12 protein-coding genes are annotated in these 13,179 nt (G+C 54.6%); all 12 read left to right on the forward strand.

Annotated elements, in window-relative coordinates; translation table 11 throughout:
- Window positions 1-3: 3 nt before the first annotated feature.
- Window positions 4-1,041, forward strand: a complete 1,038-nt coding sequence (locus PBOR_RS18105; protein WP_042213999.1) for an autoinducer 2 ABC transporter substrate-binding protein — start codon at window positions 4-6, stop codon at window positions 1,039-1,041.
- Between the two features lie 26 nt (window positions 1,042-1,067).
- A complete protein-coding gene (locus tag PBOR_RS18110) occupies window positions 1,068-1,577 on the forward strand; it encodes an ureidoglycolate lyase (protein WP_042214001.1) in 510 nt (169 codons plus the stop codon).
- Between the two features lie 70 nt (window positions 1,578-1,647).
- A complete protein-coding gene (locus tag PBOR_RS18115; RefSeq protein WP_245647813.1) occupies window positions 1,648-2,961 on the forward strand; it encodes a M20 family metallopeptidase in 1,314 nt (437 codons plus the stop codon).
- A 66-nt stretch (window positions 2,962-3,027) separates the two neighbouring features.
- The gene (locus PBOR_RS18120) at window positions 3,028-3,762 is read left to right on the forward strand and encodes a glutamine amidotransferase (protein WP_042214006.1); all 735 of its coding nucleotides are present in this window, start codon (window positions 3,028-3,030) and stop codon (window positions 3,760-3,762) included.
- 354 nt (window positions 3,763-4,116) lie between these two features.
- Entirely contained in the window at window positions 4,117-4,677 is a 561-nt protein-coding gene (locus PBOR_RS18130; protein WP_167549548.1) for a hypothetical protein, read from the forward strand.
- Window positions 4,678-5,172: 495 nt separating this feature from the next.
- Window positions 5,173-6,501 (forward strand): ABC transporter substrate-binding protein, encoded by a 1,329-nt coding sequence (locus PBOR_RS18135; RefSeq protein WP_245647814.1) that lies wholly within the window; start codon window positions 5,173-5,175, stop codon window positions 6,499-6,501.
- Window positions 6,502-6,639: 138 nt separating this feature from the next.
- A complete protein-coding gene (locus PBOR_RS18140; protein WP_042214012.1) occupies window positions 6,640-7,521 on the forward strand; it encodes a carbohydrate ABC transporter permease in 882 nt (293 codons plus the stop codon).
- A complete protein-coding gene (locus PBOR_RS18145) occupies window positions 7,521-8,339 on the forward strand; it encodes a carbohydrate ABC transporter permease (RefSeq protein WP_081972101.1) in 819 nt (272 codons plus the stop codon). Before PBOR_RS18140 ends, PBOR_RS18145 begins: the two co-directional genes overlap by 1 nt.
- A gap of 18 nt (window positions 8,340-8,357) precedes the next feature.
- The gene (locus tag PBOR_RS18150) at window positions 8,358-10,061 is read left to right on the forward strand and encodes a protein O-GlcNAcase (protein WP_042214017.1); all 1,704 of its coding nucleotides are present in this window, start codon (window positions 8,358-8,360) and stop codon (window positions 10,059-10,061) included.
- On the forward strand, window positions 10,054-11,583 hold the full coding sequence (locus PBOR_RS18155) for a DUF4127 family protein (RefSeq protein WP_042214020.1): 1,530 nt from the start codon (window positions 10,054-10,056) through the stop codon (window positions 11,581-11,583). The genes PBOR_RS18150 and PBOR_RS18155 overlap by 8 nt, the downstream gene beginning before the upstream one ends.
- Window positions 11,584-11,625: 42 nt before the next feature.
- Window positions 11,626-12,342 (forward strand): N-acetylmannosamine-6-phosphate 2-epimerase, encoded by a 717-nt coding sequence (locus PBOR_RS18160; RefSeq protein WP_245648275.1) that lies wholly within the window; start codon window positions 11,626-11,628, stop codon window positions 12,340-12,342.
- Window positions 12,320-13,153 (forward strand): MurR/RpiR family transcriptional regulator, encoded by an 834-nt coding sequence (locus PBOR_RS18165; RefSeq protein ID WP_042214022.1) that lies wholly within the window; start codon window positions 12,320-12,322, stop codon window positions 13,151-13,153. Before PBOR_RS18160 ends, PBOR_RS18165 begins: the two co-directional genes overlap by 23 nt.
- Window positions 13,154-13,179 lie beyond the last annotated feature (26 nt).

Raw genomic sequence — 13,179 nt, forward strand, 5'->3', positions numbered from 1 at the left:
CCTATGAAAAAAATGACATTGGCGTTACTGACTGGCGTACTTGCTTTGAGCTTGACTGCTTGTGGAAATGCAGGGAATTCTCCGACGGATACCGGGTCCCAGGGCAACAATGGGGCTGCGGCTTCCGGCACTAGAACCTACTTCATCAACCCGAAATCGATCGGGCCCGCTTACTGGGCTGCTGCGGAGAAAGGGGCCAAGCAGGCGGCTGAGGAAATGGGTGTTGAGGTTGTATTCAATGCACCAACCGAGGCGGATTCGTCCAAACAGATCAACATGATCCAGGACATGCTGACCCGTAAGGTGAGCGGAATCGGTGTATCTCCGAACGATGCCAAGGCAGTGGGGCCTGTCTTCAAGAAAGCGGCTGACCAGGATGTGAAGATCGTCACCTGGGACAGCGATGCACCGGATACCGACCGTCAATATTATGTAGCCCCGGCCACTGACGAAGAAGTCGGAGAACTGCTGGCTAAGACCATTGGTGAAGAGATGGGCGGCAAGGGGCAGGTTGCCTTCATGGTGGCAGGTCTCGGCTCCCAGAATCAGATTGCCAAATCGGATGCGGCCAAAGCCTATTTCGCAGCTAACTATCCTGACATCGAACTGGTAACAACGGTATCCAGCGATGATGACCAGCAAAAGGCCTATGCCAATGCGCAGAACTTAATCCAGACCTATCCGGATCTCAGCGGGATTATCGGGTTTGCGGGCGGTGAACCGCCGGCAGCAGCTGAGGTCGTTGAACAGGCGGTGAAGGCGGGCACCATTGAGCAGGGGCAGATCGCCATTACAGGCATTGCTGTTCCAAGTGTTGTGAAGAACTATATCGCTAACGGCACGATCAAAACAGATATTATCTGGGACCCGGCCAAGCTTGCTTATACTACCGTTTATATTCTGGACCAGCTGGCACAGGGCAATGAAATTAAGGACGGGATGGAAATTCCGACCGTGGGCGCTGTCAAAGTGGACGGACAGAATGTATTCATCGGCACGCTTGAAGTCACCAGTGAAAATGTGGACAGCTTTGACTTCTAGTCAAAGCCGGAATGGAGGCAGCTTATATGGAACATAAAGTCATCATAGAAGATTTGACAGGAACCGCGTTTGCCCCGTATGGCAAAGTTATTGATCTGCCCGCAGATGAGCCGTCCAAGACAGGTGACGGCTGGAACTGCTGGAGTTATATTCAGATGCTGGATGTGTCGGAGCCCATCGGCTTCGGCTTGGTTGAAACACAGCAGCGTGCCTTCGTAGTCACTGCGATGGAGCGGCATGTAAGCCGTGAAGAGCTGCTGCTCACCTTCGACCGGGAGATTATTCAGCCCGTTGCCTGCTGCAACGACATCGACGACCCGGAGGAGCAGCCTGATCCTAGGGCGGTGAAATGCTTCCGCATTAAGCCGGGACAAGCGATTGTCATCGGCCGCGGAGTCTGGCACAGCCCGGCCTATCCGGCGTCCGAAGATGCCCGTTATCTCTTCGCCATCGAGAAGAAGAAGGACAAATTTGGAGATGAGATGGTCAATCCGTGGGTAGATTTCATCGGCGGTGACACCATCCGGTTTGCATAAACGTTAAGACTACAGCTGATGCCGTTCCGCCGGGAACCTTCCCGGTGAAGACGGCCAAGAAGGAGCAGAGATGATGAATCAGGAACAGCAGGTCATGGAATGGATTGAAGATCATCAGGAGGAAATCCTTGAATTTTTGCAGCAGCTGATCCAAATCCCCAGCGTCAACCCTTGGTTCTTCGACGAACCGGGTCCTTCCAGGGAGAAGGAGGTTCAGGAATTTATCTCCCGTAAGCTGGAGAGCCTCGGTGCAGAGACCGAGATGTGGGAGCCGAATGCCGATGACCTGAAGCAGTATGAAGGAATGGCGGGTTATTACCCGGGACGTGATTTCACCGGCAGACCGAATCTGGCAGCTACGTTTGGAAAAGGAACACCGGGTAAGTCATTGTTGTTGTTCGGTCATATCGATGTTGTTATGGCCGGCTCGAAATGGACGGTTGATCCGTTCGAAGGCACCATCATTGACGGCAACATGTATGGGCGAGGTACTGTAGATATGAAGGGCGGCGTTGCCGCAATGATTATGGCAGTCGAGGCTGTTCTGCGCAGCGGCCTCAAGCTGAAGGGACCTGTCGTAGTTGGAACAGTCGTGGATGAGGAAGCTGGCGGCATGGGCGCACTTGATTTCATCCATCACGGCTACCGGGCCGATGCCTGCATCTTGACGGAACCGACCTCGCTGACGATTGCTCCGCTGTGCAGAGGAATTCTGTGGGGCAAAATCAGGATTCAGGGCCGCAGCGGCCATATCGAAATGCCGCAGGCGGACTGGAAAGACGGCGGTGCAGTGGACGCCATCAAGAAAGCGCGCTATATCCTGGATGCGTTCGACCGGTTGAATGAGGAGTGGGCAGTAAGCAAGACTCATCCTTACTTATCGATTCCCTGCCAGGTGCATGTGGCCCAGCTTAATGCAGGTGAATATCCGACCTCCTTTGCAAATGAGGCAGAGATTGTCTTTAATGCACAGTACCTCCCGTCCGAGCGCGACGAGAAGCTGGTCGGGGGGAATGTGAAGAAAGAACTGACGGACTTCCTGCGCCAGGCTGCCCTGCAGGATCCATGGCTGAGTGAGCATCTGCCGGAAATCGAGTGGATGGTTGACGCGGACTGTGCGGAAACGGATGTAGCCCATCCCTTTGTGCAGACCTGCGTCCAGTCGCTGCAGGCGATTGGCGAGACAGGCACCATCGAAGGGCTTGGCTTCCATACCGATATGGGCTGGCCGGTTAATGTTGGCATTCCGACGATTAACTTCGGGCCCGGTGACCCGAGCCTGGCTCATCACAGCGACGAATTCACACCCGTACATGAAGTGATCCAGGCTGTCAAAATGATGGCCAAGACGATTATCGACTGGTGCGGGACAGAGAAGGCTTAAATATGCAATCTACAGGCCGTTCAGGCCTTATTGATAATATGAGGAATACGGAGGTGCCATCATAATATGAAGATTTTGTTTGTCGGAGAATCATGGGTAGTGCATATGATTCATACCAAGGGGTATGACAGCTTTACATCCACCAAGTATGAAGAAGGGGCAACATACCTGCTGTCCTGTCTGCGCAAAGAGGGTATTGAGGTAACCTATATGCCCGCACATGAAGTACAAGTCCGGTTCCCCCAGTCACTGGAAGAGCTTAAAGCGTATGATGCCATCGTGATCAGCGATGTAGGAGCGAACACGTTCCTGCTGCAGAACCCGACCTTCTATCAGATGCAGATCATCCCTAACGCCCTGGACAATATTAAGCAATATGTAGAAGAAGGCGGCGGGTTGCTGATGGTCGGCGGCTACCTGACATTTATGGGGATTGAGGGTAAGGCGAACTACACGAATACAGTTCTGGCTGAGGTGCTGCCGGTTATTATGCAGAGCGGTGACGACCGGGTGGAGATGCCGTCCGGATTCTCTCCCGTAATCGCCAAAGAACATCCGCTTGCAGGCTACGGCGAATGGCCGAAGCTGCTGGGATACAACAAACTCGCAGCCAAGACAGATGCCGAAGAGCTGCTGAGCCACAACGGTGACGCCATTCTTACTGTTGGCACGTACGGCAAAGGCAGAACCGCTGCTTTTGCCAGCGACTGCTCACCGCATTGGGGCTCCACGGAATTCATGGAATGGGAGCACTATTCAGCGTTCTGGTCTAACCTCGTCAAGTCATTGAAGCAGGTTTAAAAATGCATGTAACAATGTTAATATTCAATGTAAACTAAGAGCAGCGTCTTCCGTAACCGGAGGGCGCTTTTCTTCATTATTAGCCTTTTAAGTTATTACCAAATCCATTTAAGGGATTACATTTTCTTCCCGGCTGCGGCAGGTATAATGAAGGACATGAGCGCTCCTTAATACAGCCGGAGGGATGAGAGAAATGAAAGCGGTTTTAGACAATCAGCGAAACCATGTCGGAATCAAGAGAAGAAACATGTTTTGGATCAGGATAAAAAGAGATGCCACCCTGTACGCCCTTCTGCTGATGCCTATTTTATATATTGCCATTTTTAAATATGCGCCGATCTACGGCGTAATTCCTTGTCCAAGTTCCGCTCCATTGCGGGCTGCTGTGTCGGCATGGCTCCGGTAGCCCTGGAGATCATATGGAACCGGGCGGTGGAATTCGATGATGGAATGGTTCTCGTCAATATCCCTGTCGATAAAGAAACAGAGGAAGCCACGGTACGCATGAATTACCCTGATACAGGCTATATTTCCATCAAGCCCAAGCAGACAGGGGATGTTGCGGTACGGGTCTACGACTGGATGGGGCAGCACCTCGAAGGAAGGATTAATGGAATAGCCTGCGCACCCTCAAGAGAGGGCAATCTGTTGGTGTTCCGCAATGTAACAGCAGGGGATGTGGTGGAGCTGGAGCATCCTGTGGAGACGGCGGTGGTGAAAGAAACGGTGCGCGGCGAACAATATTCGGTATCCTGGAGAGGCTGTGATGTCGTCGATATTGTTCCGCGCGGAGAACACTTGAGACTGTACCAGCGGGATTTACAGATCCCGAAGTACTATCCGTCAGCGGATGACGTTCACTTCACCGGAGCCGCCAATTATGGTCCTACCCAGCAGGCGCAGGGGAAGAAGTAATGGCTTTATATGGAGATAGATACTGTTGACAGAGACAGGGGAGATACAGACACTCTAGCATAGACAGTACAATTACAGACACTATAAACACAGACCCTAATAGAAGCCACAGCCCGCAAAAGTAATTTTGCAGGTTGTGGTTTTTGTTTTTTCAGGAAAATAAGCTGATAAGATGTGGAATGTAAAGAGCCTCTTAACTCCACGGGATGTGGGCGGGAAGCGCGAATGAAGAGCAGAAGTGCACCTGATTCCACCAAAAGTGGGCGATGCGTAGAAACGAAAAGGATTTATCCCTCTGATTCTGCCAAAAACAGGCAGGAGGCGTAAATGAGAAGCGAAAAAGAAAAAATATTTCTTTTATTAATTTATTTTAGGAAAAATACTTTATTTAAAAATAAATTCTGCTATACTCTATGCAAAGAGGGAGCCTTAAGTCAGGAAACCTGACGCAAGAACGGGCGCCCGCCTTACACTAATACTGAGGGGGAATGTTGTGTGGGAATCAACAGAAAGAGCTTCACGGTATCCTTGCTGATGGTCATGATGATGTCTTTGCTGCTTGCGGCTTGCGGAGGGAATGGCAACACGAAGGGCACACCGAATGCAGGAAGCACCGGGGAGGCAGGTGCGGGAACTGAGGCCACGCCTGCTGCGGAGCCGGTAAAGCTGGAGTTCTGGACGATTGCACTGCAGCCGACGTTCAACGATTACTTCAATGAATTGATCGCCAAGTATGAGGACAGCCATCCCGGGGTAACGGTGGAGTGGAAGGATTACCCGTATGATGCCATTTCGCAGCGGCTGCTGACCAGTACGGCCAGCGGCAAAAGCCCTGATGTCGTCAATCTTAACACCGAGTTCGCCAGTCAATTGGGCAGTAAGGGAGCGCTGCTGAATCTGAGCGAATACCTGACGGACGAGGATGCGAAGAGTTACTTTGACGGCATTTATAATTCTACTGTGTTTGACGGCAAAGCTTATGCGCTTCCCTGGTATACAGGCACCGAAGTGCTGTTCATGAATAAAAAGCTGGTGGAAAAGGCGGGCCTCGATCCGGCTAATCCGCCGCAGACCCGCGAGGAGCTGGTGGAATGGGCCCGCCAGGTGCACGAGAAAACCGGAGCCGCCGGTTATGCGCAGCAGCTGGTCTCCAAGCTGTTCCCCATCGACGGTATCCCGATTCTGAATGAGGATAAGACAGCGGCGGCCTTCAACACGCCGGAAGCCGAGGCCATGATCGCCCAAATGCGCGATCTGATGAAGGAAGGCGTGGTGCTGAAGGAGGATGCAGATTTCAGCAAGCAGATCCAGTATTTTTCCGGTGAGCAGGTAGCCTTCCAGCTGTCGGGCCCAACCTTCATCAACTTCATTAAGACCTCCGCGCCGGACGTCTACAAGAATACGATTGCCGTACCGCTTCCAACCGGCAAAGCAAACCTGCGGCTCTCCAATTCCATGAATCTGGTGGTGCCGCAGAAGTCGAAGAACCCGCAGCAGGCAGTAGAATTCGCCGCCTTCATTACGAATGCCGAGAACCAGACGGCCTTCTCCAAGGTCGCCAACACGCTGCCGTCAAGTAAGGCTTCTATTGAAGATCCGTTCTTCACCGAGTCCGACGGCTCACTGGAAGCCGAAGCCAAGGTCGCTTCCTCGCAGAGTCTGGATAAGGCTACCGATTACATGGTCGGCGTACCAAGTGCCGGGGATATCAACTCCGCGCTGGCACGGGGTCTGCAGGAAATTCTGCTGAACGATGCAGATATCAAGGAAACGCTGAACAAGGTGGAGAAGGAAGTCAACAATATTATCAGCCAGGATTCCTAGACTGTTGAGGTACAGCTTGATGAGGGGGAATACTCCCCCAATTTACATGTTTTTGGGCCCCCGCAAAGTACCTGAATAAACATCTAAGCTAAAGCCTCACTTTGTCGGGGGTATTTGAAGGAGAGGGAGGCGTAGCGGGTGTACAAGGCGATTCGATCCGAAACTTTTACAGCATGGGCGTTTATGGCACCGGGCTTGCTGTTTTTGGCGGTGTTTACCTTTTGGCCGATTATTTACGGGATTCCGCTATCATTAACCGATTATTCTGTCATTGCAGAGACACGTTATGTGGGTCTGGATAACTTCACCCGGGCCTTCCAAGATCACAATTTCCTGATTTCGCTGTGGAATTCACTGGTGTACGTGCTGATTGTGCCGGTGATCCAGATCATTGCGATTCTAATGGCGATTCTGGTCAACAGCCGGATTCCGGGCATCAAAATGTTCCGGGCCGCCTACTATATACCGGTCGTAACCTCAATGGTTGCGGTGGCGCTGATCTGGAGCTGGCTGCTGGGCAATAATGGGGTTGTCAATTATCTGCTGCTCAAGGTAGGGCTTCTCAGTGAGCAGGTCTCCTGGCTCTCCACGAGCAGCACGGCACTGTATGTTCTGATGTTTATAACGATGTGGAAGGGTCTCGGCTATTACATGATGCTCTATCTCGCAGGGCTTCAGGGCATCCCGGCAGACCTATATGAAGCTGCACGGGTAGACGGGGCAGGGCCCTTGCGGCTGATTGTGCATGTGACGCTTCCGCTGCTGCGTCCGCATATTCTTTTCTGCACCTTGATTTCAGTGATGGGGGCTATCCGCGTGTTCGACGAGGTCTATATTCTGACCAAGGGCGGACCGGGGACGTCCACACTGACCTCAAGCGTCTATATTTTTCAAAAAGGGCTGGAGCAGTTCAATTTCGGCTATGCCTCAGCGCTTGGGCTGATCGTCAGTGTGCTGGTTGGGGCGCTTAGTGTGCTGGTATTCCGGCTGAACCGGAAAGGCGGGGTGAATTCCTATTGATGCCGCGTAGCTTGCGTTATCTGATAACCTATATACTGCTGATTCTGCTTGCCCTGTTCATGATGGGGCCGTTCCTGTGGCTGCTGAGTGTATCACTGATGCCGGGACGCAATGTGTTTGCGAACCCGCCTGCCATTCTGCCGACCTTCATCGCTTTCGATAACTATGTGCAGGTGTGGAACTTCATGAATTTTCCGCGCTACATTATGAATACTGTGGTCATTACGCTGCTTGGGGTAGCATTCAATATCTTTCTGTCCTGTCTGACTGCCTATCCGCTGGCGGCATTCCGGTTCAAGGGGCGGAACCTGGTCTTCACGCTGCTGATCTCGACCATGATTATTCCGTCGGCCACCGCAATGATTGTGCATTATCTGACCATTCAGGCCTTTCATCTGGGCAACACGTTCCTTGGCGTGGTCCTTCCGGCTGCGGTGTCGGTGTTCAATATTTTCCTGATGCGGCAGACTTTCCTGGGCATACCTGCAGATATCCGGGATTCGGGCAAAATGGACGGGGCCTCCGAGCTGCGCATCTTCATTCAGCTCGTCATGCCGCTCGTCAAACCGGGGATTGCCGTCATCGGCCTGCTTGAGGTGATGGCGTTCTGGAACAATTTCCTGTGGCCGATTGTGGTGCTGGATGACCCGCAGAAGTATCCGCTCGCGGCTGCCCTGACTTATCTGAACGGGCAATTCTCTTACAACTTCGGCTGGATTGCCGCCGGAACCATGATCTCGGTGCTGCCGATCATCATCGTGTTCCTGTTCACGCAGAAATATTATATGGAAGGTATTGCAGGTGCAATTAAAGGGTAACAAGGGAGGCACTATTCAATGGGGATTTCGTTACGGGACTGCCAGTATTTGTTCCGCGATTATTATGCCGGAGGGGAAGAGCTTGTGCTGGAAGGCCCGCAGCTGCGCTGTGAGCTGGCCTCACGGTATGCCATGAATCAGGACGTACAGGGTCTGCTGGACGATGGCGGAGGAATACAGATTCTGAAGCCGGCCGGTCCGGGCGTAGCCACTGCAGACAAGGGCAATGCTGAGCTGCTGCTGGAGTACGATGGTTCACTTGCTGCGGATGGCTACCGGCTTGTGATCGGTAAGGACGCGAAGCTTGTTATAGCCGCTGCTAACCGACGGGGCTTAAAATATGGGCTGGATGCGTTGAAGCAGCTGCTCACCGTAGAGGAAGACTGCTGCCGGTTGCCGGTGGTCACGGTGGAGGATGAGCCTTCTTTTCCGGTACGGGGAATTATTGAAGGCTTCTATGGAACACCATGGAGCTTCGCGGACCGCATGGATGCGGTCAGGTATATGGGGGAGCACCGCATGAATGCCTTCATCTACGCGCCGAAGGATGATCCCTATCACCGGGAGCTGTGGCGTGAGCCGTATCCGGACGACATTTTCGCCGGAATTCATGCGCTTAAGCAGGAATGCGACAACCATCTGGTGGATTTCTACTATTGTATTAGTCCCGGTAATGATCTGGAATTCCGCAGCCGGGAGGACTTCGCGAAGCTTGAAGAGAAGCTGGCCGCGATGATCGCGGTCGGGGTGCGGCATTTTGCGCTGCTGATGGATGATATTGATTATGTGCTTAAAGGCGACAACAGGCAGTTTCTGGAGCGCTCCGGCACCGCCCATGCCTATGTGACGAACCGGGTCTACGATTATCTGGCCGCATGTCTGCCCCACTTCACCTTGGCTATGTGTCCCTCGGAATACTGGTCGTATTGGAACACGGAGTACAAGAAGGACATCCGGGAGCAGCTTCATCCTGCTGTAAAAGTATTCTGGACCGGCTACTTCGTCTTCGCCCCGGAGATTGGCCGGAAGCATGCGGAGGATAACCGCAGCTATTACGGGCATGAGCTGTGGCTATGGGACAATGTTCCGGTGAATGACTGCGATAAGGACCGGCTGTTCCTCGATCCGGTGCGCGGGCGCAGCTCCCGGCTCGGGCAATACGGGCATACCGCAGTCGTTGCCAATCCCATGAACCAATGGGAATGCTCCAAGATTACACTCACAACAATGTCCCATTATATGTGGAACAGTGAGCGGTACATGCCTGAGCTGTCCTGGGAGCTGGCCGTCCGTGAATTCGCCGGAGAGCTGGCGGACGAGATGATGTTCTTCTGCCGCCAGAATCTGAACAGCCGCCTGTATTCCGGAGGGTATCCGGAACTGGACGATGCGCTTGCGCGGCGTGATCTGGCGCAGCTTGATGCCTATTTCACCCGGCTGGAGCAGACGGCGAAGCGGCTTGGCGGGTCAGGTAACGCCAAGTTCACCGAAGAAGCGGGGCCATGGCTGCGCCGGGCGATAGCGGATGCTGCCCTGTGGCGGGCCGTCCGCAGACAGCTGGAGGACCCGCTGCAGCCCGGGGCCCGGGAGGAAGTCCGCCAATGCCTGGAAGCCTGCCGCAGCTATGATGTCCGTCTGGGCAGTAATCCGGCGCTGCGTGCAGCCGAGGCGCTGGGAGTGGAGCTGCCGAAGGAGACAGAAGAGGAGGACGGACATGTCTGAGCAAAGTAAGCTGATCTTTGTCCCGCTGGATGAGCGGCCTTGCAATTATGAGTTTCCTTATTTGCTGGCCAAGGAGACGGAATATCTTGTGGAGCGCCCTCCGCTTACGATGATGGGGCTGAAAAAACGGCCGGGTGATGCCGATCAGCTCTGGTCCTGGTTCGAGGCAAGCTGTGCGGGTGCGGACGGCGCGGTAGTCGCGCTGGATACCCTGCTCTACGGGGGCATTATTCCCTCGCGGCTGCACGTGCTGAAGCTTGAGGAATTGACCGCGCGCCTGGAGCGGCTGCGGGAGATCAAGCAGCGCTACCCGCAGCTGAAGCTGTATGCGTTCCAGCTGATTATGCGTTGTCCCCAGTACTCACTGTCGGACGAGGAGCCGGACTATTATGCGGACTGGGGCCGGGAGATCTTCCGCAAGGGCTTCATCCAGCACCGGCTGGAGCTGGGGATTGCCACCGGTGAGGAAATCCGCGAGCTGGCCGAGATTGATCTTCGTCTGCCGGCCGGAGTGCTGGAGGATTATCTCGGGCGCAGAGCGGTCAATATTGAGGCGAATAAGCTGGTGCTGGAGCTGGTTCGTGACGGGATCATCGACTTCATGATTGTTCCGCAGGATGATTCGGCACCATACGGGCATACGGCCAAGGATCAGGAGAAGGTGCGGGAACGAATCACTGCGCTCGATCTGGAGCTTAAGGTCTATATGTACCCAGGTGCTGACGAGGTCGGCTGCACGCTGCTTACCCGGATGATGAACAAGGCTGCCGGACGGATGCCGCTGGTGTATCCCCGCTTGTCATCCGTACAGGGGGCGTTTGTTACACCGCTGTTCGAGGATCGTTTCTTCTACGAGACGCTGAAATATCAGATCCTGGCCGCAGGCGGACTGATTGCGTCTAGCGCTGCCGAGGCGGACCTGGTGCTGCTGATCAGCACACCGGGGGAGACGATGGAGGAGGCGGTGTCGCAGAAGCACGCTTTTCACAGCTATGATGTATACCGGAACTTGATGGAACTGGTAGAGTATGGAGAATTTCTGCTGCGAATCAAGGGAATGCCGGTTGCGGTTGCGGACGTCGGATATGCCAATGGCGGAGATCAGAAGCTGGTCAAGATGCTGCGGCACAAAAACATGCTGTTCGACCTGGCTGGATACGCCGCCTGGAATACCAGCTCCAACTCGCTCGGCACCGTAATCTCGCAAGCGATGATCTATCTGCTCTACGGGCGTACACAAGCGCATCTGGATTTTCTAGCTCTGCGGTATGCCGAAGATGTCTGCTATTGTTCTGTAGTGCGGGGGGAACTCAGCGAGGGGCCCGTGCAGGAGATGGGCTACGGCAAATACGAGCTGGATGGACCGCGTGGCCGTGTGGCCGCGCGCGTGCAGGAACGTCTGAGCCAGGAGCTGGCTGTGCGGATTGACAGTCCGGCGGGGAGCGTCCGGATTACCGACTGCTATATGCCGTGGAACCGCATGTTCGAGGTGGGACTGTCTGTGCGGTTTCTGCCATCTTGAAGCGGGCAGGTCTATTAGAATATAAGAGAGAGGGTGGGGACCCTGAGCAATACTATACTGGAGAAGCTGCATCTGGGGCTGATTGTCTCCTGCCAGGCGCTGCCTGATGAACCGCTGCACGGGCCTGAGATTATGGCCCGCATGGCGGCGGCGGCGGCGGAAGGCGGAGCAGTCGGCATCCGGGCGAACGGGGCGGCGGATGTACGGGCGATCAAGCGGGCGGTCTCGCTGCCGGTTATTGGCATCGTGAAGCGCAATTACCCGGATTCTGCCGTCTATATCACCCCAACACTGGGAGAGATTGAGGAGCTGCTGGACGCCGGTGCGGATATTATCGCCTTTGATGCGACCCGGCAGAGCAGGCCGGGAAATTGTACACTGGAGCAAATCATAGACTTGCTGAACGCAAGCCCGGCTGCTTCCATGGCGGACATCTCCACCCTGGAGGAAGCGCTATACGCAGAGTCACTGGGAGTCGGCTGTGTCTCGACTACACTGTCGGGATATACGCCGTATTCCCGGCAGCAGGAGGGGCCGAATCTGGAGCTGCTGGAGCTGGCTGCACAGCGCCTGAAGATTCCGGTCATAGCCGAAGGCCGGATCAGCCAGCCCGCCCAAGTGGAAGCGGCGCTGGGCCTGGGGGCTTATGCGGTAGTAGTAGGCTCGGCAATCACCCGGCCGCAGTTAATCACCCGGCAGTTCGCAGCAGCGGCGAGAAAAGTGAGGATGAATAACAATGGAAATGAACGACCGAATTAACACGTATTATCCTTCCATGACCAAATCGGAGCAAAAGGTGGCCCGGTGTGTACTTGAGCATCCGGACAATCTGATCTATCTGTCCGTAACCGAGCTGGCTGACTTTGCCGGAACGGGGGAGACCACCGTCATGCGCTTCTGCCGTAAAATCGGCTTCAAGGGCTATCAGGATTTCAAGCTGATGCTGGCCCAGGGGCTGCCGAAGCGGCAGCTGCAGCAGGATGGCGAGCAAGGGGCAGGGGAAGGCGATTACGCCGACCATCTGTATGCCTCGATGGTGGGGGTTCTGCATTCCAGTCTGGGAATGCTCGACCGGGAGCAATTACAGCAGGCGGTGGACGCTCTTGATCAGGCCCGGTATGTCCAGTTCTTTGGGGTAGGCTCTTCGGGCATCAGCGCACTGGATGCCAAGAACCGCTTCCTGCGCATCGGGCGGCGTGTGGAAGCCAATTCCGACAGTCACATCCAGTCGATGATGGCAGTGACGATGGGGGCAGGCGATGTCGCTTTTGGCATCAGCGTCTCCGGCAGCACGCTGGATACGAATGACATGCTGATGAAGGCCAAGCAGAACGGGGCCAAGGTAATAGCCATGACCAACTACGCCAAGTCCCCGATTGCTTCTATTGCCGACATCGTGCTGTTGACTGCCGGGAAGGAATCTCCGCTGGAGGGCGGCTCCGTTGGGGCCAAGATCTCCCAGCTGTTCATTATCGACCTGCTCTGCCAGGGGCTGGAGCGCCTGCATGCCGAAGAGACCAAGAAGATGAAGGAACTGACAGCCAGAGCGGTCATTGACCGGATTTATTAGACGATGTGGGGGCGGGAATGGAGGCG

The organism is Paenibacillus borealis, assembly GCF_000758665.1.
Taxonomy (GTDB): Bacteria; Bacillota; Bacilli; order Paenibacillales; family Paenibacillaceae; genus Paenibacillus_AQ; species Paenibacillus_AQ borealis.

Excerpts from the sequence above, each read along its gene's own strand:
- PBOR_RS18105 (WP_042213999.1), top strand. The coding sequence starts at position 4 with ATGAAAAAAATGACATTGGCGTTACTGACTGGCGTACTTGCTTTGAGC.
- PBOR_RS18110 (WP_042214001.1), top strand. The coding sequence starts at position 1,068 with ATGGAACATAAAGTCATCATAGAAGATTTGACAGGAACCGCGTTTGCC.
- PBOR_RS18115 (WP_245647813.1), top strand. The coding sequence starts at position 1,648 with ATGATGAATCAGGAACAGCAGGTCATGGAATGGATTGAAGATCATCAG.
- PBOR_RS18120 (WP_042214006.1), top strand. The coding sequence starts at position 3,028 with ATGAAGATTTTGTTTGTCGGAGAATCATGGGTAGTGCATATGATTCAT.
- PBOR_RS18145 (WP_081972101.1), top strand. The coding sequence starts at position 7,521 with ATGCCGCGTAGCTTGCGTTATCTGATAACCTATATACTGCTGATTCTG.
- PBOR_RS18150 (WP_042214017.1), top strand. The coding sequence starts at position 8,358 with ATGGGGATTTCGTTACGGGACTGCCAGTATTTGTTCCGCGATTATTAT.
- PBOR_RS18155 (WP_042214020.1), top strand. The coding sequence starts at position 10,054 with ATGTCTGAGCAAAGTAAGCTGATCTTTGTCCCGCTGGATGAGCGGCCT.
- PBOR_RS18165 (WP_042214022.1), top strand. The coding sequence starts at position 12,320 with ATGGAAATGAACGACCGAATTAACACGTATTATCCTTCCATGACCAAA.